The sequence below is a fragment of the Xanthomonas sp. 3075 genome, assembly GCF_014197275.1.
Classification (GTDB): Bacteria; Pseudomonadota; Gammaproteobacteria; order Xanthomonadales; family Xanthomonadaceae; genus Xanthomonas; species Xanthomonas campestris_B.
The window spans coordinates 51,915-71,928 of record NZ_JACIFI010000001.1 but is presented as its reverse complement, the minus strand read 5'-3'; the positions used below and the strand labels follow the sequence as shown (position 1 = coordinate 71,928).

18 protein-coding genes, 1 tRNA gene and 1 pseudogene are annotated in these 20,014 nt (G+C 65.8%); 14 read left to right on the top strand and 6 right to left on the bottom strand.

All coding sequences use genetic code 11. The annotated features are described in order from the left end of the window. Position 1: 1 nt before the first annotated feature. Both GGR62_RS21005 and GGR62_RS00300 read left to right on the top strand, forming a co-directional pair. Positions 2 to 147 (top strand): annotated as a pseudogene (locus GGR62_RS21005) (2OG-Fe(II) oxygenase); the annotation flags it as partial. Between the two features lie 156 nt (positions 148 to 303). Beyond that, complete coding sequence (locus GGR62_RS00300) at positions 304 to 1,404, top strand: Glu/Leu/Phe/Val dehydrogenase (RefSeq protein WP_184405771.1); 1,101 nt, start codon at positions 304 to 306, stop codon at positions 1,402 to 1,404. A gap of 101 nt (positions 1,405 to 1,505) precedes the next feature. Here GGR62_RS00300 and GGR62_RS00295 read toward each other — a convergent pair whose 3' ends face one another. Beyond that, the gene (locus GGR62_RS00295; RefSeq protein WP_184405770.1) at positions 1,506 to 4,346 is read right to left on the bottom strand and encodes an autotransporter serine protease; all 2,841 of its coding nucleotides are present in this window, start codon (positions 4,344 to 4,346) and stop codon (positions 1,506 to 1,508) included. A gap of 161 nt (positions 4,347 to 4,507) precedes the next feature. Between GGR62_RS00295 and GGR62_RS00290 the strand changes: the two genes are divergently transcribed. From GGR62_RS00290 to pdeM, 12 genes are all read left to right on the top strand, one after another. After that, positions 4,508 to 5,683 carry a thiolase family protein gene (locus GGR62_RS00290; RefSeq protein WP_184405769.1) on the top strand — a complete coding sequence of 392 codons (1,176 nt, stop codon included), beginning with the start codon at positions 4,508 to 4,510 and terminating at the stop codon, positions 5,681 to 5,683. A gap of 122 nt (positions 5,684 to 5,805) precedes the next feature. Beyond that, entirely contained in the window at positions 5,806 to 6,147 is a 342-nt protein-coding gene (locus GGR62_RS00285) for a hypothetical protein (protein WP_184405768.1), read from the top strand. Positions 6,148 to 6,375: 228 nt separating this feature from the next. Beyond that, positions 6,376 to 6,702, top strand: coding sequence for a hypothetical protein (locus tag GGR62_RS00280; protein WP_184405767.1), 327 nt, complete (start codon positions 6,376 to 6,378; stop codon positions 6,700 to 6,702). Positions 6,703 to 6,817: 115 nt separating this feature from the next. Then, positions 6,818 to 8,527, top strand: coding sequence for a diguanylate cyclase (locus GGR62_RS00275; RefSeq protein ID WP_184405766.1), 1,710 nt, complete (start codon positions 6,818 to 6,820; stop codon positions 8,525 to 8,527). A gap of 96 nt (positions 8,528 to 8,623) precedes the next feature. Continuing rightward, positions 8,624 to 9,181, top strand: a complete 558-nt coding sequence (locus tag GGR62_RS00270) for a polymer-forming cytoskeletal protein (protein WP_184405764.1) — start codon at positions 8,624 to 8,626, stop codon at positions 9,179 to 9,181. Then, positions 9,178 to 9,543, top strand: a complete 366-nt coding sequence (locus GGR62_RS00265) for a hypothetical protein (protein ID WP_184405762.1) — start codon at positions 9,178 to 9,180, stop codon at positions 9,541 to 9,543. The genes GGR62_RS00270 and GGR62_RS00265 overlap by 4 nt, the downstream gene beginning before the upstream one ends. Before the next feature lie 283 nt (positions 9,544 to 9,826). Continuing rightward, positions 9,827 to 10,837, top strand: a complete 1,011-nt coding sequence (locus GGR62_RS00260; RefSeq protein WP_184405760.1) for a ligase-associated DNA damage response exonuclease — start codon at positions 9,827 to 9,829, stop codon at positions 10,835 to 10,837. Next, a complete protein-coding gene (locus tag GGR62_RS00255) occupies positions 10,834 to 11,067 on the top strand; it encodes a hypothetical protein (RefSeq protein WP_184405759.1) in 234 nt (77 codons plus the stop codon). Before GGR62_RS00260 ends, GGR62_RS00255 begins: the two co-directional genes overlap by 4 nt. Continuing rightward, positions 11,064 to 12,668, top strand: a complete 1,605-nt coding sequence (locus GGR62_RS00250) for an ATP-dependent DNA ligase (RefSeq protein WP_184405757.1) — start codon at positions 11,064 to 11,066, stop codon at positions 12,666 to 12,668. The genes GGR62_RS00255 and GGR62_RS00250 overlap by 4 nt, the downstream gene beginning before the upstream one ends. A gap of 31 nt (positions 12,669 to 12,699) precedes the next feature. Continuing rightward, a tRNA-OTHER gene (locus tag GGR62_RS00245) sits at positions 12,700 to 12,801 on the top strand. Beyond that, positions 12,761 to 15,157 carry a ligase-associated DNA damage response DEXH box helicase gene (locus GGR62_RS00240; protein ID WP_184405755.1) on the top strand — a complete coding sequence of 799 codons (2,397 nt, stop codon included), beginning with the start codon at positions 12,761 to 12,763 and terminating at the stop codon, positions 15,155 to 15,157. The genes GGR62_RS00245 and GGR62_RS00240 overlap by 41 nt, the downstream gene beginning before the upstream one ends. Further along, a complete protein-coding gene (gene pdeM, locus GGR62_RS00235) occupies positions 15,147 to 15,791 on the top strand; it encodes a ligase-associated DNA damage response endonuclease PdeM (protein WP_184405752.1) in 645 nt (214 codons plus the stop codon). The genes GGR62_RS00240 and pdeM overlap by 11 nt, the downstream gene beginning before the upstream one ends. Before the next feature lie 32 nt (positions 15,792 to 15,823). Here pdeM and GGR62_RS00230 read toward each other — a convergent pair whose 3' ends face one another. The 5 genes from GGR62_RS00230 to nagZ form a co-directional block, all read right to left on the bottom strand. Next, positions 15,824 to 17,089, bottom strand: coding sequence for an NAD(P)/FAD-dependent oxidoreductase (locus GGR62_RS00230; RefSeq protein ID WP_184405749.1), 1,266 nt, complete (start codon positions 17,087 to 17,089; stop codon positions 15,824 to 15,826). A 95-nt stretch (positions 17,090 to 17,184) separates the two neighbouring features. Then, a complete protein-coding gene (locus tag GGR62_RS00225) occupies positions 17,185 to 17,391 on the bottom strand; it encodes a cold-shock protein (RefSeq protein ID WP_003488188.1) in 207 nt (68 codons plus the stop codon). A gap of 87 nt (positions 17,392 to 17,478) precedes the next feature. Further along, a complete protein-coding gene (locus GGR62_RS00220) occupies positions 17,479 to 18,231 on the bottom strand; it encodes an S-methyl-5'-thioinosine phosphorylase (protein ID WP_184405747.1) in 753 nt (250 codons plus the stop codon). An 82-nt stretch (positions 18,232 to 18,313) separates the two neighbouring features. Continuing rightward, on the bottom strand, positions 18,314 to 18,868 hold the full coding sequence (locus GGR62_RS00215) for a hypoxanthine-guanine phosphoribosyltransferase (protein ID WP_184405745.1): 555 nt from the start codon (positions 18,866 to 18,868) through the stop codon (positions 18,314 to 18,316). Then, complete coding sequence (nagZ, locus tag GGR62_RS00210; protein WP_184405744.1) at positions 18,868 to 19,872, bottom strand: beta-N-acetylhexosaminidase; 1,005 nt, start codon at positions 19,870 to 19,872, stop codon at positions 18,868 to 18,870. Before nagZ ends, GGR62_RS00215 begins: the two co-directional genes overlap by 1 nt. Between the last annotated feature and the right edge of the window lie 142 nt (positions 19,873 to 20,014).

Genomic DNA, 20,014 nt, shown 5'->3' with positions numbered 1-20,014 from the left:
TCGCGCCGGGTCGGCAATGTGCTTCGACACCCTGCATGCCGATGGCCGGCCCGATCCCGACGCACTGCACGCGGCCTGCCAGTCGTCGCAGGGAGCACATGGCTGGGAACCGCGTGGTTTCGACCGCAACGCCATCGGCATTGGTGAACAGATTCATACACAAGCCCCTGCCGACGTGGTTTAAAATGTTGCAGCGCGACGTGATCGGACAGGGTCTGCAGACGTCGCGTTTTTTGTTTCCCATTGCACGGGCTCCGGCCCGGCCTCAGGGAAGGCACATCACGCAGCCCCGCGGAGCCTTCGATGCTTTTCGAAACCCTCGACACCACCGGCCACGAGCAGGTGATTTTCTGTCACAACCGCGATGCCGGCCTCAAGGCGATCATCGCGCTGCACAGCACCCGCCTCGGGCCAGCGTTGGGCGGCGTGCGGATGCGCCCATACGCCAATAGCGAAGACGCGCTCAACGACGCGCTGCGGCTCAGCCGCACCATGACCTACAAGAACGCACTGGCGGGATTGAACGTCGGCGGCGGCAAGGCGGTGATCATCGGCGACCCCAAGACCGACAAGAGCGAGGCGCTGTTCCGCGCATTCGGCCGTTTTGTCGACACCCTGGGCGGGCGCTACATCACCTCCGAGGACGTCGGTACCGATGTCAACGACATGGAGCAGATCTACCTGGAGAGCGAGTACGTCACCGGCGTGCACCAGGTGCATCGCGGCTCCGGCGACCCGGCTCCGTTCACCGCCTATGGCGCGCTGCAGGCGCTGATGGCATCGCTCAATCGCAAACTCGGACACGAAGAAGTCGGCAAGGCCAGTATTGCGATCCAGGGCCTGGGCCATATCGGCATGGAACTGGTGAAACTGCTCAAGGAGCGCGGCGCCAAGCTCTATGTGGCCGATCTGAACCCTGCGCTGGTGGACCGCGCGGTGTCCGAGTACGGCGCCGAAGCGGTGAGCATCGACGAGATCTACCAGGTGCCGGCCGACGTGTTCGCGCCGTGCGCGCTGGAAGGTGCGATCAACGAAGACACGCTGCCGCGGCTCAAGGCCAAGATCATTTGCGGCACCGCCAACAACCAGCTCGCCAGTGCCGCCATCGGCGACGAACTGCACAGGCGCGGTATCCTCTACGCGCCCGACTACGTGGTCAACGCTGGTGGCGTGATGAATGTGTCGCTGGAGATCGACGGCTACAACCGCGAACGTGCGATGCGGTTGATCCGCAGCATCTATCACAACCTGGAAAAGGTCTTCGACCTGTCCACTCACCTGAACGTGTCGCCGCAGCAGGCGGCCGATCAGATCGCCGAGGCGCGCATCGAGGCCATCAGCAAGCTCAAACTGCCGCTGGGCCGCACCGCACCGCGCTTTCTGCATAAATTGCGCGGCGAATAAGCACGCCAATAGGCGGGCCGCGTTCGAGAACACGTGCGATGACGCAATCGCCGACGCACACCTGACGCCCGGGCATTGCACCCGGGCGTCAGGCACACCGATCAGAAATCGGCGCTGTACTTCAGGCTCAGCGCGCGATCGTCGCCGCGCTCGCCCACACGCTGGTCATAACCGAAACGCAGCTGGCTCTGATTGCCGAAGGGCGCAGAGGCCGCGATGCCGAACAAGCCGCCCGACCGTGCCGGCTGCATGCCGCGCAGCGGTGCCCAGGCATCCACACCGATGAAGCTGGCATCGAGCATCAAGCCTTCGCTGCTCAACGCCTGTTGCCACTCGGCATAACCACCCAACTGGATGCCACGCCAGCGATACGCCGAACGCACGCCGGCCAGAACCTGGGTACGCGAGGAGGTGCTTGCATCGGCGCGCAGCCCGAAGCCTTCACCACCGCTTTCGCGGAAACCTTCGCTACGCAGACGCACGTAATCCAGGCCCATGTACGGGGTCAGGCTTGCGCGCGCACCGCCCCAGCGATACCCGGTTTCCAGATTGCCGCTGAGATAACTGCCGCTGTAGTCGCTGAACGCGCTACTGCGCTCCTCGCCGAACTGCAGGCTGCGCTCGATCTGACGATCGACATTGCCAAACCCCAACTGGCCCAGCGTATAGGCCGAGCCCAGCGTGGTGCCCCAATACAGCTGACCTTGCACCTGACGATCGCGGCCGCGCGCGCCATCCAGATCGCCCAGGCTGTTGGAGCGCGTTTCGCCGAAGGCAAAGCCGGTGACCGCGCCGGATGCCAGGTGCAGATCGTTGCCCATCATCCAGCCGGAGGTCGCAAATCCCGCCGTGGTCACCCCGCCCTCGCCAGGCCCGCCCAGCGCACGCTGCCACACACCCAACACACGCGGCTGCTGCGACAGCGCATCGAAATGCGCGGCCAATGCACGCCGTCCCAGATCGATGGTGTCGAAGGTCATCGCAGCCGACTCGGCATGCGCACGACCGGACAGGCTGCGCAGCGAATCGGCCGCCGCCTTGGCGGTGGGCGATTGCTGCAAGGCGGCCGCAGCCCGAATGAAGCCACTGCTGATGGCGCCATTGCCCTTCAGCTGCTGCGCATCCACTTGCTGAAACGCCTGCTCCACGCGCACTGCCGACTCCATCGCCGCAGTGCCGGTCATGCCTAGCGTGTTGGCCACGGCAGTGACGTCCATACGCCGCAACGACAGATACGCATTGTTGCTGTCGTACGTCAGATTGGCATCGAGGAAGGTGACAGCCGGCCCACTACTCAGCGAATCGAATCTGCCCTGCAGGCCGTCGCTCGCTTGCAGCAAGGTATAGCTGTTGTTGTCGATCACGTAGTCCCGCCGGCCGAGCACTTGCAGATCGCCGGCAATCGTCGCGGTGCCCATGACGTTCATACGATCGCCCACGTTCAACGCCAGGCGGCCATTGCCGGTCTGGGTGTAATTGCCATTGACAGACAGCGTCGCACTGTTGACCTGCAGCGTGCCGGCGTTATCCACCCTGCCACCGATCGTGCCTGCACCGATCAGCGTCGCGCCATTGGCGATGCCGACGCGCGCACTCTGCAGACTGGCGGTCTGCAAGGTGCCGCCGAGGACCTGGGTGTCGCCGGTAAAGGTATTGGCGTCGCTGCTCAACACCAGCGTGCCGGTGCCGCGTTTGGTCAGGCCACCGGCGCCGCTGACGTCGTTGGCCCAGGTCGAGCGCAAGCTGTTGACCGTGACATCCACCGTGCCCCAATCGAAACGTGCCGGCCCCAGTACCGCCTTGCCCACGTTGAGCAGGCCGTAACCGAACGTCGGATCGACGCCAGCCGCGCCCAGATCGGTGGCGGTGCCCAACAACGTCTGTCGAACCAGATCGTTGTTGAAGTACGGAAATGCCTGCCACACCAATGCCGCTGCGCCAGAGACCAGTGGCGCGGCAAACGAGGTGCCGCTGCCGTACAAGTAACGGATGTTGCTGGCGGTGGCATCGGGATCGATGAATATCGAGGTCCCAGGCGCCACCAGGCAGTAACGCATCGCCACGCCGCAGGCATTGGAATACGACGCCAGCTGCGTGGGATTGGCGGTATCCAGCGCGCCGACCACCAGCCAGCCGCGCTCCAGATCGGCGGCCGGCAGCGTGCCATTGGGGCCGGGCTGGCTCGGCAACGCGGCCGTGTCCGACGGTTGCATCCTGGATTCATTGCCGGAGGCGAACACCACCAAGCCATCGTTATCGATCACGAACGACCGGTATTCCTGTGCGATCTGGTCGGTCACCGTCGGATTGGTCCAGTAAAGACCGCCCCACGAATTGTTCATGATGCGCACGCCTGCGCCGATCAGGTCGGCATGCACTGCGGCCAGGCCGAGCGGCCCATCGATTTCATTGCCGTTGCCGCTGCCGTCATCGTCCGGAGGCTCGTCGCTGATGATGCGTGCGGACACCAGTCCTGCGCCGCTGGCGATGCCACCCGGCCACTGGCCCACGGCACGCCCGGCCGCAAGTTCGGCGACCACCGTGCCGTGCCCCACCACATCGCCCACCGCGATGTTGTTCTCGCGCGGATCGACGTAGATGAAGCTGTCGCTGACCTTTCCCTGCAGCGCCGGATGCATGGCGTTGATGCCGGTGTCGATCACGCCGATGCGATAACCGGCGCCGGTGAAACCCAATGCCTGTGCGGCACGTGCATTGGTCAACGCCAGATGCGCGTCGATTGCAGGCTCTGGCGTCGTCGGAGCCGGCGGTGGCGGCGGTGGTGAGGTCGACGGCGGCGGCGGCGGCGAGGTCGGAGGCGGTGCGGTCGGTGTGGTGGGACGAATGCCACCACCGTTTCCGCCGCCGCCACCGCCACACGCGGTCAAGGCAACAGCCAACGCCGAGGCCAGGACGGTCCTGGCGACGTGTGTTTTGTTCATTTGAAGCGTTCTCCCCGAACCCATTCCATGGATAGGGCCCAACCCCGGGCCCGAACGCCGTCTTTATACTGCATCGGCGCGCCGCTGTCGCAGCCCTGTCGTGTGCTGGCGCGAATCGGCCACGAGGCAGATAATCGTTTCACTTTAAACGGTATCCACTCATGTCCGACATCGTCATCGTTGCTGCCAAACGCACTGCCATCGGATCGTTCCTCGGTCAATTCAACGGAGTGCCGGCACCGACGCTCGCCGCCACTGCGATCCAGGGCGCGCTGGCGCAATCGGGGATCGCGCCGGCCGACGTTTCAGAAGTCATCGTCGGCTGCGTGTTGCCGGCCAACCTCGGCCAGGCACCGGCCCGCCAGGCCGCCATCGCCGCAGGCATTCCCACTTCGACCGGTGCCACCACCATCAACAAGGTGTGCGGCTCGGGCATGAAGGCGATCATGTTCGGACACGATCTGATCAAAGCCGGCTCGGCCAGCATCGTGGTGGCCGGCGGCATGGAGTCGATGAGCAACGCGCCGCATCTGTTGCCCAACTCGCGCACCGGCAACCGCTACGGCAATTTCCAGGCGATCGATCACATGGCGTGGGATGGCCTGACCAATCCCTACGACGGCCAGGCCATGGGCGTGTTCGGCGAAGCCACTGCCGAAAAGTTCGGCTTCAGCCGCGCCGACCAGGATGCCTTTGCAATCGCCTCGGTCGAACGTGCGCAGGCCGCGCAGCGCAGCGGTGCATTCGCTGACGAAATCGTTGCGGTCACGGTCGCTACGCGCAAGGGCGAGGTGATTGTCGACACCGATGAGCAGCCGGGCAAATCCGATACCGCCAAGATTCCAACGCTGAAACCGGCGTTCAAGAAGGACGGCACCGTCACCGCAGCCAGTTCCTCCAGCATTTCCGACGGCGCGGCGATTACCGTGTTGATGAGCGCCGACGAGGCGCAACGTCGTGGCGTGACAGCGCTTGCGCGCATCGTTGGGCATGTCACCCACTCGCAGGCACCTGAGTGGTTCACCACTGCGCCGGTCGCGGCGATCACCTCGTTGATCGGCAAGATCGGTTGGCAACTGGACCAGGTGGATCTGTTCGAAATCAACGAAGCGTTCGCGGTGGTGGCGATGGCGCCGATCGCCGAACTCGGCATCGCGCACGACAAGGTCAACGTGCACGGCGGTGCCTGCGCATTGGGTCATCCGATCGGTGCATCGGGCGCGCGCCTGGTGGTGACATTGGTGAACGCGTTGCGCAGACACGGGGGCAAGCGCGGAATCGCGACGCTTTGCATCGGCGGTGGCGAGGCGACAGCCATCGCTATCGAATTGATTTAATTGTTTTTAACGGCGATTTTGCAAAACTGAATGCGCGTGCGCTTGACACTGGTCTTGTGGCCGTCATCATGTCGGGGGCGCGCAATAGCGCGTTGCCTAATCTAACGACGAGGATTGAAACAATGACCATTAACAAGCTGCTGATCGCAATGGCTCTGGGCCTGGCCCTGACCGCTTGCTCGAAGCCGGAACAGGCTCAGGACGCTGCTGCTTCGGCTAACGAAGCTGCTACCGACGCACAGACCGCTGCTGACCAGGCTGCTGCCTCGGGCTCGCAGTCGGCTGACGCCGCTCAGTCTGCCGCCAACACCGCTGCTGCTTCGGCCGACACCGCCGCTGACGCTGCTCAGGCTGCTTCCGGCGCCGCGACCGACGCTGCTGCCGACCAGGCTGCCGACGCTGCCAAGACGGCTGAAAACACCGCCGAAGCTGCTAAGGACACCGCTCAGGAAGCCAAGAAGTAATCACTTCTTAGCTCCAAGCGAGTTCGGAAAAAGCCGCTGGTTTCCAGCGGCTTTTTCTTTGCCTGCGCGTTGGGTGGGGGCATCTGGCGCGATTCAACCGGATCTGTTGCGTCGGGTAGGCACCGCATGCCGCCCGGGGGCTGAATGGCAGGCCGCGCATTGACGCAGGCTGCATCGGCTCGTGCATAAGCTCCGCCTTCCAACACCGGAACAGGAACAGGACCACCCATGAAGACGATCCGCATGCTGTCGTTGAGCGCCATTGCCGCCCTCACTCTCGCCGCCTGCCAGGGCCCTGACGCAGAGCAGGCACAACGCGATGCTGCATCCGCAGCCAAACACGCCGCTGCTGCAACCGAACAAGCCGCCGATCGCGCCGCCGTGCAGGCCAAGGCAGCCACTGCCGACGCACGCGTTGCCGCGCGCGAGATGGCTGCCGACGCCAGCCGCGCCACTGCAAACGCCGCAGACGCCACCGCCGACAAGACCCGTGAGATGGCCAACAAGGCCGAACAGAATGCCGACAAGCACGACGCCGAGCATACGGATCACTGAGCGCAACGCCTGACCGCATGATGTTGCAGACGCGCCGGCATCCAACATGCCGGCGCGTCCATCTTCGGGCAATAGTGAACTCGTGTTGTTGAGCCTGGCAGGCTAGCATTGGCGGATGCACTCTTCCCTCGTCTCGCGCTACCGCAACCAAGTTGCGCTGGTGTTCTCTGCGCTCATCTTCATTGCCATCGGCATCGGTATTTTCATCGGTGCGCGGCGCTCGTTGGCCGATGCCGCACTGGTGTCGCATACCCATGAAGTCATCGGCCGGGTCGACGAGATCCAGGCGCGCGCGCTGGATGCCGAATCGGCGCAACGCGGCTTCCTGCTCACCGGCAACGATGCCTATCTGCTGGATTACCAAACCAGTGTCGATCGTCTGCCGATCCTGTTCGACAACCTGCGTCGCCTGATTGCCGACAATCCGTCCCAGGTCGCCCACCTGGCCACCTTGCAGCGCCTGGTGGAGACGCGCCTTGAGCAGATCCAGCAAGTGCTCGATGCGTATGCGCAAGGCGGATTGGAGCCGGCTCGCACCAGCATCCGGCAAACCGCATTCCGCACCACCAGCGCCATCCGCGAACAGGCGTTGACCATGGTGCAGCGCGAACAGCAACTGCTGACGCAACGTGCACACAGCAGCGATGCCAGCGCCAGCCTGTTGCTGGTGCTGGCCCTGGCCGGCATCCCGTTCGGCCTGGCGGTGGTGGGCACGGTGTATGCGCTGCTGATGCGCGAACTGCGCAACCGGGCGCAGGCCGAACAGCTGGCAGCGCAGGCCAATCGCGAGTTGGGCGACAGCATCGGCGCGCTGCAGCGCAGTACGGCAGACCTCAATCTGCTCAGCCGTTACACCGGTTTATTGCAAAGCTGCATCAGCGCAGAAGAGGCGCTGGTGGTGACCAGCCGCACCCTGGCCAGTCTGCTGCCGGGTGTGGCCGGAAGCGTCTATCTGCTGCGCGCCTCGCAGGATCGTGCCGAAGCGATCAGCCATTGGGGCGAGCCCCTTGTCCACAGCGCGCCGCACCTGATGCCGGAAGAGTGCTGGGCATTGCGACGCGGCCAGCCGCACGTCATCGAAGACCTGCGCCGCGATGCACTGTGCGCGCATATCGATGCGCCAAAAATGGATGCATCGATCACCACCGCCTGCCTGCCGATGTCCGCGCAAGGCACCCAACTCGGTTTTCTGTTCCTGTCCTGCCCCGGGCCAGGCCCGATGCCACGGCTGGAGATCGCCGAAGCGGCCGCCGAGCAGCTGTCGTTGGCTTTGAGCAATCTGCACCTGCGCGAATCGCTGCGCCGGCAATCGATCCGCGACGCGCTGACCGGGCTGTACAACCGACGCTATCTGGAAGAATCGCTCAGTCACGAGTTGGCGCGCTGCGCGCGACGCGGTCTGCCGTTGTCGGTATTGATGCTCGATATCGATCACTTCAAGCAATTCAACGACAGCCAGGGGCATGCCGGCGGCGATCTGTTGCTGGCTGCGGTCGGCGAGATGCTGCTGACCCGCCTGCGCGCCGAAGATGTGGCCTGCCGCTACGGCGGCGAGGAGTTCACCGTGATCCTGCCCGAAACCGAGGGCGACGAGGCCATGCGCGTGGCCGAACAGATTCGTAGCGACATCGCAGTACTGGCGGTCAGCGATGGTGCGCGCTCATTGCCGCGCGTGACCGCCTCGATCGGCGTGGCGAGCTTTCCGGCCGACGGCGAACTGGGAGCGAACCTGATCAAGAAGGCCGATGCCGCGCTCTATGCAGCCAAGCATCGCGGTCGCAACCGGATCGAGCGCCACCGTGGCCAGACCGATATATCGGACTGAGTCGACGCGCTGTCGGTGTCGGATTGCGCAGGCTGTCACATAAAATATCGATCGACGCAGCGATAGTCGGGCCTTGACCCCCAGCGAGGCAGTCCGATGTCGATGTGGCGCGATCAAGGTCCCAACAGGAAAGACGGTATTCCGGCAGCAGCCGACGTCCCCGCCGCCGATGGGCGGCTATTCAATGCAGAGGCCAGCCCGGCTCCGCCGATGCCGGCCGCGGCGCCTGCCGCTGTTGCGCCCGCCGCTGCGACACCGCAGCGCCAGGGCGAGGCGAAGGAATCGCTGATCGCCGCCGACATCAGCATCGAAGGCAAGATTGAAGGTGCCGGCCATGTTCGTCTGGCCGGTCGCTTCAAGGGCGACGTCAACGTCAAGGGCGATCTCACCATCGAGCGCGGCGCCAAGCTCAACGGCGGCGTGCGTGCCAACAAGGTGATCATCGCCGGCGAGCTGGAGGGCAATATCGAGTCGGCAGCGCAAGTGGAATTGCAGACCTCCGGCGTGCTGGTCGGCGACGTCAAGGCCGGCAGCCTGACCGTGGCCTCGGGCGCGCGCATGCGCGGCCAGGCCGACTTCGGTTGGGGCGATGACACCGGCAAGCCGGCCAGTGCCAGCAAAGCGACTGTCGGCGGAGACAACGACGCCACATGAGTGCGCCCCGCCCGGGCACGCCCGGTGCCACGCGCAGCTGCCCGCATTGCAAGGCGACGATTCTGGAAAGCGCCAGCGTCTGCCCTGCCTGCAAGCACCACCTGCGCTTCGATTCGGCGGCTGTGCAACACGCACAGCCGGCGCCGATCGTGCCACTGAAGGTCGATGGCACCATCCGTCATCCCGCCGACGGCGATCCGTTGGAATACACCGTGGTGGTGATCGTACGGAACGGCAAGGGCGAAGAGATCCGTCGCCAGGTCGTGGATGTCGGCGCGATGCTGGGCGGCGAAGAACGCGGCTTTACCTTGGCGGTGGAGGCCACTGCAGTGCGTACGCCTGGACGACGTACGCGGCATTAGCGCGTGCGATGCAGGTGCGATGAGATGCGTTGGTCGTCTGCGGTGCGGAGCGTGCGCTGCATGCTGCCTGCCTGCTGCCTGCTGCCAGGGCAAGCGCGGCGGATCGCTGCGTGCCGCTGGCGGCCAATCCGCACGGAAACTGTGGCGCCTCACCACAAATCGCACGCGATGCGGTGACCTCTTGCCTACCGTGCGTATTGCAGAGCGCACGCACGCATAGACGCCTGGCTGCACGCCATTCTCATTCTCAGGATCTGCACACCGGCTTGGCCAGAGTTGCCGCATGCGCAACGGCGACGAAAAACACGGCGATCTGGTGGTGCTCGGGCCCGAAGGCCTGTATTGCCCGCAGGGCGACTTCCACATCGATCCCTGGCGGCCGGTGCCGCGTGCGGTGATCACCCACGGACACGGCGACCACGCGCGTAGCGGCATGGGCGAATACCACTGCACGCACGAGAGCTTGCCGATCCTGCAGTGGCGCCTGGGCGAACAGGTCTATCACACGCACGCCGATGGTGAAGCGTTTACGTTGGGCCGTGCGCGGGTGTCGCTGCATCCGGCAGGCCACGTGCTCGGCTCGGCGCAGGTGCGCATCGAAGTGGATGGCGAGGTCTGGGTCGCCTCGGGCGACTACAAGCGCCAGCACGATCCCACCTGCAAGCCGTTCGAAGTGGTGACCTGCGACACCTTCATCACCGAAGCGACCTTCGGGTTGCCGGTGTATCGCTGGCCGGACACCTCCGATGTCGCGGCCGATATCGTCGCCTGGCGCCGCGAATGCGCCGAGCGTGGCGAGGCGGCCATTCTGTATTGCTATGCCTTGGGCAAGGCGCAACGCGTGCTGGCCGAGTTGCGCGCCTGGGACACGCAACCGGCGTTGCTGCATGGCGCGATCGCGGTGGGCGTGGAGGTGTATCGCCAGGCCGGCATCCCGATGCTGGACACCCAACCGGTCAGCGAACACGCGCGTGGCGCCGACTATGCCGGGCAACTGGTGCTGGCGCCGCCATCGGCGGCCGGCAGTGCCTGGATCCGTCGCTTCCGGCATGCGCAACAGGGCTTCGCATCGGGCTGGATGCGCATTCGCGGCAATCGCCGCCGGCGCAATTACGACCGCGGTTTTGTGGTGTCCGATCATGCCGATTGGCCTGACCTGCTGCGCACCATCGAGGACACCGGTGCACGGCGGGTGATCGCCACCCACGGCAATACCGATGCGTTGATCCAGCATCTGCTGGAACGCGGCGTCGCCGCCGAAGCTTTCCGCACCGATTTCGGAGCCGAGGAGTGAACCCCTTGCCCGCACGACCTTATGCGCGCGCACGCCCACGTCTCCGTTTGACCGGCGCGCTTGCGTTTCATCGGCATGCATTGGCATTTCGCGTGCATCGCGCACGGCCGGCAGCGGTGATCGGGCCGCCACGGCCCTACCTGCGTCCGCGCTGCCTGAGCGTGTTTACGCGACGCGCACTGGAGCTGCGTGCCGCCGACAAACGCGCCGCATCGCAGGGCCTGCCGTGAAGCGATTTGCCGCGCTGTATCGCACCCTGGATCGCAGCACCGGCACGCTCGACAAGCGTGCGGCATTGGTCAGTTATTTCAGCAGCGCGCCGCCGTTGGATGCGGCGTGGGCGCTGTACCTGCTGGCCGGCGGCAAGGTGGCCGGCACGCGCATGCGCATCGCCAGCAGCGGCGAATTGCGCGAGTGGATCACCGAAACCGCCGGCATCGCCGACTGGCTGGTGGCCGACAGCTACGACCATGTCGGCGACCTGGCCGAAACCTTGGCCTTGTTGCTGGACGACCCGATCACCGAAGCGGCCGATCTGCCGTTGGCCGACTGGATCGAACAGCGGCTGCTGCCGATCGCCAATCAGGACATCGAGGTGCGCAAGGCCTGCATCGTGCTGGCGTGGCGCAGCCTGGCCTTCGACGAGCGCCTGGTGTTCAACAAGCTGCTGACCGGCGCCTTGCGCGTTGGCGTGTCGCAGCGACTGGTGCAGCAGGCGCTGGCGGAGATGTCCGGGATAGAGATCGCGCGCATTGCACAGCGCATGCTCGGCAACTGGCGGCCGCATCCGGCCTATCTGGCCAACCTGCTGACCGCCGAAGAATTGCCGAGCGATCGTCAACAGCCCTACCCGTTCTTTCTCGCATCGCCACTCGAAGCCGAGGTTGAAACGCTGGGCACGGTCGATGACTGGTTGCTGGAATGGAAGTGGGACGGCATTCGGCTGCAGCTGATCCGACGTGCCGGCGAAACGGCGTTGTGGTCGCGTGGCGAGGAACGCCTGGATGGCCGGTTTCCGGAAATCGAACAGGCCGCGCTGCAGTTGCCCGATGGCACGGTCATCGATGGCGAGCTGCTGGCCTGGCAACCGGAGCACGCCTTGCCGATGCCGTTCACCGCATTGCAGACGCGCATCCAGCGGCTCAAGCCCGGGCCAAAGACATTGGCGGCGGCGCCAGCGCGCGTGGTCGCCTACGATCTGCTTGAGCTCGGTGGCGAGGACTTGCGCGAGCGTCCATTGCGCGAGCGTCGCGCGTTGCTGGAAGGCGTGCTGACCACGCTCGCCGATCCGCGTATCGTCGCCTCGCCACTGGTGCAGGTCGGCGATTGGCAGGCGGCGGCGCAACTGCGCCTGGATGTCCGCGAGCGCGGTGTGGAAGGGCTGATGCTCAAGCGTGCCAACTCGACCTACCAGTCCGGCCGCCGACGCGGCGACTGGTGGAAATGGAAGATCGACCCGCTCACCATCGATGCGGTGCTGCTGTACGCGCAAGCCGGCCATGGCCGCCGCAGCACGCTGTACACCGACTACACCTTCGGGCTGTGGCACGAGGGCCAGCTGGTGCCGATCGCCAAGGCCTACTCGGGCCTGGACGACACGCAGATCCTGCAACTGGATCGCTGGATCCGCGCCAATACCACCGAACGCTTCGGTCCGGTACGCGCAGTGACCGCGCATCATGTGTTCGAGCTGGGATTCGAAGTGGTCAACCGCAGCGCGCGGCACAAGTCCGGCATTGCGGTACGTTTCCCGCGCATTCTGCGCTGGCGGCAGGACAAGCCGATGAGCGAGGCCGATCACCTGAGCAGCTTGCAGGCGCTGGCACGGTGAGTGCTGCACAACAGACACGCGGCACGCCCTTGCAGCAATGGCGTGGCTGGTTCGCGCAGCGCGGCTGGACGCCGTTGCCGTTTCAACGCGATGTGTGGAAGCGCTATCTCGCCGGCGAGTCCGGCTTGCTGCATACACCGACCGGCAGCGGCAAGACGCTGGCGGCCTTCGGTGGGCCGCTGCTGGAAGCGCTGGCTTCGCGCGGACGAAAGCCGGCGGTCAAACCCGCCACGACCGCGCGCCGCCAACAGCAACGCACGCTGCAGGTGCTGTGGATCACGCCCTTGCGTGCACTCGCCGCCGACACCGCACGCGCCTTGCGCGAGCCAGTGGAGGCCTTGGGGCTGGATTGGCAGGTGGGCCTGCGTACCGGCGATGCCAGCTCGCGCGACAAGCGGCTGGCACGCAGCGGCAAGCTCGATGTGCTGGTCACCACGCCCGAATCGTTGGCCTTGCTGTTGTCGTACCCCGACACCGCGCTGCAGTTGTCGGCGCTGCGCTGCGTGATCGTCGACGAATGGCATGAGCTGCTCGGCAACAAGCGCGGCGTGCTGCTGCAGCTGTGCCTGGCGCGCCTGCGCGGTTGGGTGCCGGAACTGCGCATCTGGGGCCTGTCGGCAACGCTGGGCAATCTGGCGCAGGCGCGCGACGTGCTGTTGCCGCATCGCCCGGATGCTGCGCTGGTCTCGGGCGTCAAACCGCGCGCAATGACCCTGGAGACGCTGCTGCCCGACAGCGGCGAACGCTTTCCGTGGGCCGGGCATCTGGGCCTGGCGCAGCTGGCGCGCGTGCTGCAGAAGATCATGCAGCAACGCACCAGCCTGGTGTTCACCAACACGCGCGCGCAGGCCGAGTTGTGGCATCAGGCCTTGAGTGCGGTGTGGCCGGACGATCCGGCCACGCTCGCGTTGCATCACGGCTCGCTGGATCCGTCCCTGCGTGCGGCGGCCGAACAAGGCTTGCGCGACGGCAGCCTGCGGTGCGTGGTCGCCACCTCCAGCCTGGACCTGGGCGTGGATTTCCCGGCGGTCGATCAGGTGCTGCAGGTCGGCAGCCCGAAGGGCATTGCGCGCCTGCTGCAACGTGCCGGCCGCGCGCGCCACCGTCCGGGCGAATCCGGGCATGTGGTGTGCGTGCCCTCGCATGCGCTGGAACTGGTTGAATACGCCGCAGCGCGCCGCGCCATCGTGCAGGGGCAGATCGAAGCGCGACCGCCGCCGCGCCTGTCGCTGGACGTGTTGGCGCAGCACTGCGTCACTCTCGCGCTCGGCGGCGGTTTTCAGGCCGATGCGTTGTTTGAGCAAGTACGCGGCACCGATGCATTCGCAGCGCTGGACCACGCCACCTGGCAGGCGGTGCTGGACTTCATCGTGCAAGGCGGCAGCGCGCTGGCGCACTACCCGGATTTCCACAAGGTCGTCCGCGACGAAGAAGGCGTGTATCGCGTCATCGATCGGCGCGTCGCGCTGCGGCATCGCCTGTCCATCGGCACGATCACCAGCGACGGCAGCGTGCGCGTGCAGTTCCTGCGCGGCGGCCGCCTGGGCGCAGTGGAAGAACAATTTATCGGACGTCTGCGCCGTGGAGACAGATTTCAATTCGCCGGGCGTTTGCTGGAGCTGGTGCGGCTGGAAGACATGACCGCCTACGTGCGCGTGGCCAAGGGCGGCAGCGGCGTGGTGCCCAAGTGGATGGGCGGACGCATGCCGCTGTCGTCGGCCTTGGGCCGCGAGGTCGAAGCGGTGTTTGCCGATCCCGGCGATGCGCCGGAAATGCAGGCGCTGGCCCCATTGCTGCGCCTGCAAGCGTCGCTATCCTCGCTGCCCGGCCCGGACCATTTATTGGTGGAAAGCATCAAGGCGCGCGATGGCCGGCACGTGTTCGTGTATCCGTTCGCCGGCCGCCAGGTCAACGAAGGGCTGGCGGCGTTGCTGGCGGCGCGCTGGGGCCGTCGGCAGCGCAACACATTTAGTTTTGCTGCCAACGATTACGGCTTTGTGCTGTCGCCGGCGCAGGACGTGGAACTCGATGCGGGCGTCTTGCAGGCCTTGCTGTCGCCGCAGGGCTTGTTCGCGGATCTGCGCGACAGCCTCAACCTGGGCGAACTGGCGCGCCGCCAGTTCCGCGAGATCGCGCGCGTCGCCGGATTGCTGTCGCCCTCGCTGCCCGGCCGTGCACCACGCAGCCTGCGTCAGCTGCAGGCCTCCAGCGGATTGCTGTACGACGTGTTGCAGCGTTTCGATCCCGAGCATCTGCTGCTGGCCCAGGCCGAGCGCGAAGTGTTCGAAGGCCAGCTCGAACTGGCGCGGCTTGCGCACGCGCTGGAAGACTGCGCACGGCGCGAACTACGCCTGTGCACACCGCGCAGCCTCACTCCGTTGTCGTTTCCGTTATGGGCCGAACGCGTACGCGGCCAACTGAGTACCGAAGACTGGAAGGCCCGCGTGTTGCGTGCTGCCGAACAACTGGAGCGCAACCATGGGCGATAGCGTGCAGCTGCAGCTGGCCGGCGAAACCGTGGAATTGCTGGGCGAACGCGCACTCTATCGGCCGGCACAACGCGCCTTGTTGATCGCCGACCTGCATCTGGGCAAGGCCGATGTGTTCCGTCGCGCCGGCATCGGGATGCCGGCCGGCGGTACCGCGCACGATCTGGAGCGGCTGGATGTGCTGCTGGAACAACGCGCGGTGGATGCGCTATGGATACTCGGCGACCTGCTGCACGGACCCGCCCCGCGCGCGGCCTGGCATCGCCGCTGGAGCGCATGGCGCGAGCGTCATTGCGCATTGCGCGTGATCGCCATCCGCGGCAACCACGACCGCGCCTTGGCCGGGGCCGATCTGCATATCGAAGCGGCCGGCGAACAGGTCGAAGATGGCCCCTTCGTGCTGCGCCACGATCCGCTGCCGCATCCGACCGGGCATGTGCTGTGCGGGCATCTGCACCCGCTGGCCGCGCTGCCGGGCATGTCGCGCCGCTGGCCGGCGTTCTGGTTGCGCGAGCGCGTCACCATCCTGCCGGCGTTCTCGCATTTCACTGCCGGCATCGTGCCAACGTTGATCGCAGGCGAGCGCCTGGTCGCCTGTGTGGAAAGCGACGCGCTGGCGTTGCCTGTGCGCTAGCAACTCACGGCAAGCGCCGATCAACGCGCCGACTACGCCGTGGATTCGACCTTGCCAGCCACCACCCGGGGCAGCGGTTGCGCTAACGCCTCCACAAACTCCGGCGCCAATGCCAGCTTGCCGAACCAACCGTGCTGGGTGCCACTGAGCACGCGCAACATATGTCCGCGCCCACCGGGAACGCGTCCCATCGGGCGCAGCAGCAGATCGCGTCCGTGCGCCCACAGATCGCGTTCGGACTGGAACAGCGGCGTCAGCCAACGGCTCCAGCGGTGATAGATCGCCACATGCGCCTGGCGCTCACGCTGATAGTGCTGCAGGGCCGCATCCAGGTCGGCGCCGACGCGCAAGGCATCGCGCATCGCCAGCGCATCCAGCAGCGCCATGTTCACGCCCTGCCCCAGCTGCGGACTCATCGCATGCGCCGCATCGCCGGCCAGCACGAAACGGCCGCGATGCCAGCGCGTCACCACCGCATCGCGATAACTTGCACGCGCCAATGCGCCATGCACTCGCACGGTGTCCAGACGCGCATGCGCATCCGGCCACATCTGCGCAATCTCCTCACGCCACGCCGTGATGCCGCGCTGCTCCCACGCAACAAAATCGCTGCACGGCAGGCTCCAGAAAAAACTCAATCGCGGCGTGTCGTCGCCCGGACGCGTGCCCACCGGCAGCAGGCCGATCATCTTGCGCGCGCCGATATAGCGCTGCCGCAACTCATCGACAAACGGCCAGTCGTCGCGCGGCAACAGACACCACAGTGCGCCCCACGGATACACCCGATCCAGCCGCGTGCCCTGCGCCTGCGCCCGCAAGGTCGATGCAGCGCCATCGGCGGCGATGATCAGATCGTAAGGGCCATGCCATTGCCCGCGTTGATCCTGCACGCGCGCGCCGTCGTGGTCGATCTCGGTGATCTGGGTATCCACATGCAGCTGCGCATGCTCCGGCCAGGCCTCGCGCAACAGCGTAAACAAGGCGCCGCGCTGCATCCCCAGGCCCATCAGCCGCGCATCCAGATCGCGATACTGCATGTCCATCACCGCGCGGCCGCACGGCGTCTCGCCATACAGCCGGCGCACCGGCGCGCCATGCGCGAGCGCCTGCGGCAGCAAGCCCATCTTCCATAGCACCTGCAAACCGCTGGGCTGCAGCAGAAAGCCTGCGCCCACCGGCCCGGGCGCGGCGGCGCGCTCGAACACGTCCAGTCGATGCCCGTCGGCGCCGAGCAGCACGGCCAGTGCCTGCCCCGCCGTTCCATAGCCCACCACTGCAATACGCAATGCTCGTTGCATCGTCCCTGCTCTGTTTCGCCTTTGCCGATCCGGCATGGATCGGTGCAAAAAAAACCCCGCCGTGGCGGGGTTCTTCAACCGCACAATCGAGTCAATTACTCGACCGGCGTGATGTTCGAAGCCTGGGCGCCCTTGGGGCCCTGGGTCACGTCATAACTGACGCGCTGGCCTTCCTGCAGGCTGCGGAAGCCCTTGGAGTTGATCGCGGAGAAGTGCGCGAAGACATCGGCGCTGCCGTCCTCCGGTGAGATGAAGCCAAATCCCTTGGCGTCGTTGAACCACTTGACGGTACCGTTCGGCATGGTGATGCGAGACCTTTGCAATAATTAATGGGTGGTGTACGGCGATGCGTACGCGCCGAGTATGCAAAGCTTATTCCCCAATGACAATCACCCGCGTGCAAGTTCGCCGATCAGCTCCGGCAACCCGGACGAGGCGGCATCGACATTGGCCAACACCTCGGCCATGGTGATTTCCTGCGCGTCGCCACAGCCGGCCGCCCAGTTCGCCACGATCGCCAAACACGCATATTCCAGGCCTTTTTCGCGTGCAAGACCGGCTTCGGGCATGCCGGTCATGCCGACCAGATCGCAGCCGTCGCGGCGCATGCGCGCGATCTCTGCAATCGTTTCCAGTCGTGGCCCTTGCGTGGCGCCGTAGCAGCCACCGGCCACCATCGTGACGCCGGTCACTTTGGCCGCGGCAATGACCTTGCTGCGAAACATCGGCGAATACGGGTGGCCGAAATCCACGTGCTGCACCTCGCTGCCCGGCTCTTCGCAGAAGGTGGACACCCGGCCCCAGGTGTAGTCGATCAGTTGATCCGGGCAGGCCAGCACGCGCGGGCCGAACTGCTCGGTAATACCGCCAACGGTATTGAGCGCCAGCACCCGCGCAGCGCCAATTTGCTGCAGCGCAGCGATATTTGCGCGGTAGTTGACCTTGTGCGGCGGCAGCGAATGGCCCTCACCATGCCGCGCCAGAAACGCCACGCGATGGCCGAGCAACATGCCGACGCGGATCGGCCCGGACGGCGCGCCGTAGGGCGTTTCGATCGCGTGCGTCTGCACATCGTCCAGCTGCGCGAGCTTGTAGACACCGGTGCCGCCGATGACGGCCAATGCGATGGAATTCAGGGACACAACCGACCTCTGCAACAAGGAGACATGCCGCGCGCGTGCAACCACGCGTGCGGTGGCCCGCAGCAACACGGGCCGAAAAGGCTTACTGCTTCATCGCGTAGATGGCAGGAATACCGCGCAATTGCTCATTGACGTCCATACCGAAGCCGAATACGTAACGGTCGGCCACTTCCACGCCCACGTAGTCGGCGGCGACACCCGGCACGCAACGGTCGTGGCGCTTGATGGTCAACACCGCCACGCGCACGTCGGTGGCGCCCTGCTCCAGGCACCACTGGCGCACGCCCTGCAGCGTGTAGCCCTCATCGAGGATGTCGTCGACCAGGATCACCCGGCGGCCGAACAGCGCGGTGGCCGGGCGATGCTTCCACACCAGTTCGCCGCCGGTGGTTTCGCCGCGATAGCGGGTGGCGTGCAGGTAATCGAACTGCAGGTCCTGGCCACGTGCGCCCAGCTCCAGCGCCAGCTGGCCGGAGAACGGCAGCGCACCGTGCATGATGGTGAGATACACCGGCACTTCGCCGGCATAGTCGCGTGCGATCGCGTCGGCGATGGTGCCGACGGCAGCGTCGATGGCAGGGCGGTCGACCAGCAGATCGGCCTGGGCCAGGGCCTGGGAAATGGTGAGCGTGGACATCAGGCAGTTGTTCCAAAAGGGGCAGAAAGGGAGGGAATGAATGCGCCATCCGAACCGGCGAGCAGGCCATCCCAGCCCAGCGCGCCGCGACCGATCAGGCCGATCAATGCTGCGGTATTGAGGCTGCGGCCTTCGACGGCGTGCAAGGATTCGGCGACCAGTTCCGGGTGACAGACCAGCACCACGTCGCAGCCGGCATCCAGGTGCGCGTGCACCCGGCCCGCCACGCCACCGGCACTGAACGAGGCAGCCATGCCGATGTCGTCGGAAAACACCACGCCGCGAAAGCCCATCTGGCCACGCAGGATCTGCTCGATCCAGCGCTGCGAGTAGCCAGCCGGTTCCGGCGCAACCTGCGGGTAGACCACGTGCGCCATCATCACCGCATCGGCGCCGGCCTCGATGCCGGCCACGAATGGCAGCAGATCTTCGGCCTGCAGCACCTCCAGCGGCCGTGGGTCACTGGCATGGTCCACGTGGGTGTCTTCCAGCACCGTGCCGTGGCCGGGGAAATGCTTGAGCGTAGCGGCCATGCCGGCGCCGTGCAGCGCCTGCACATAGGCGCGGGTGAAGGTGGCCACGATCTGCGGGTCGTCGCTGAAAGCGCGATCGCCGATGGCGCGGTTGCCACGGCCCAGATCCACCACCGGCGCAAAGCTCAGATCCACACCGCTGGCACGTACTTCGCTGGCCATCAGCTGCGCATGCGCGCGTGCCGCAGCGAGCGCGGCCTCGGGGTCTTGCGCATACTGCGCGCCGAAGCTCTGCAGCGGCGCCAGGGCGCTGTAACCGTCGCGAAACCGCTGCACGCGCCCGCCTTCCTGGTCCACGCAGATCAACACCGGGCGCGGTGCGGCGGCACGGATGGAGGCGGACAGCTCGGCTACTTGCGTGCGCGAGGCGAAGTTGCGCTTGAACAGCACCACGCCGGCAACCGCGTCGTGCTGCAGCCAGTCGCTTTCTTGCGCACTGAGTTCGGTACCGGCAACGCCGATCAGAAGCATGTTGGGGGACTCCCGGGCCAAGCGCCACGTTGGCGCAGCGCGGCATTGTCGCAGATGCGCGTTGCAGCGTCAGATCGCGCATTCAGGCTAGCCGGCATTCCTGGCCCCACCAGCCCCGTCCCGCGGAATTTGAGTTCTGCCA

Excerpts from the sequence above, each read along its gene's own strand:
- GGR62_RS00300 (WP_184405771.1), top strand. The coding sequence starts at position 304 with ATGCTTTTCGAAACCCTCGACACCACCGGCCACGAGCAGGTGATTTTC.
- GGR62_RS00295 (WP_184405770.1), bottom strand. The coding sequence starts at position 4,346 with ATGAACAAAACACACGTCGCCAGGACCGTCCTGGCCTCGGCGTTGGCT.
- GGR62_RS00290 (WP_184405769.1), top strand. The coding sequence starts at position 4,508 with ATGTCCGACATCGTCATCGTTGCTGCCAAACGCACTGCCATCGGATCG.
- GGR62_RS00285 (WP_184405768.1), top strand. The coding sequence starts at position 5,806 with ATGACCATTAACAAGCTGCTGATCGCAATGGCTCTGGGCCTGGCCCTG.
- GGR62_RS00280 (WP_184405767.1), top strand. The coding sequence starts at position 6,376 with ATGAAGACGATCCGCATGCTGTCGTTGAGCGCCATTGCCGCCCTCACT.
- GGR62_RS00275 (WP_184405766.1), top strand. The coding sequence starts at position 6,818 with ATGCACTCTTCCCTCGTCTCGCGCTACCGCAACCAAGTTGCGCTGGTG.
- GGR62_RS00270 (WP_184405764.1), top strand. The coding sequence starts at position 8,624 with ATGTCGATGTGGCGCGATCAAGGTCCCAACAGGAAAGACGGTATTCCG.
- GGR62_RS00265 (WP_184405762.1), top strand. The coding sequence starts at position 9,178 with ATGAGTGCGCCCCGCCCGGGCACGCCCGGTGCCACGCGCAGCTGCCCG.
- GGR62_RS00260 (WP_184405760.1), top strand. The coding sequence starts at position 9,827 with ATGCGCAACGGCGACGAAAAACACGGCGATCTGGTGGTGCTCGGGCCC.
- pdeM (WP_184405752.1), top strand. The coding sequence starts at position 15,147 with ATGGGCGATAGCGTGCAGCTGCAGCTGGCCGGCGAAACCGTGGAATTG.
- GGR62_RS00230 (WP_184405749.1), bottom strand. The coding sequence starts at position 17,089 with ATGCAACGAGCATTGCGTATTGCAGTGGTGGGCTATGGAACGGCGGGG.
- GGR62_RS00225 (WP_003488188.1), bottom strand. The coding sequence starts at position 17,391 with ATGCCGAACGGTACCGTCAAGTGGTTCAACGACGCCAAGGGATTTGGC.
- GGR62_RS00215 (WP_184405745.1), bottom strand. The coding sequence starts at position 18,868 with ATGTCCACGCTCACCATTTCCCAGGCCCTGGCCCAGGCCGATCTGCTG.
- nagZ (WP_184405744.1), bottom strand. The coding sequence starts at position 19,872 with ATGCTTCTGATCGGCGTTGCCGGTACCGAACTCAGTGCGCAAGAAAGC.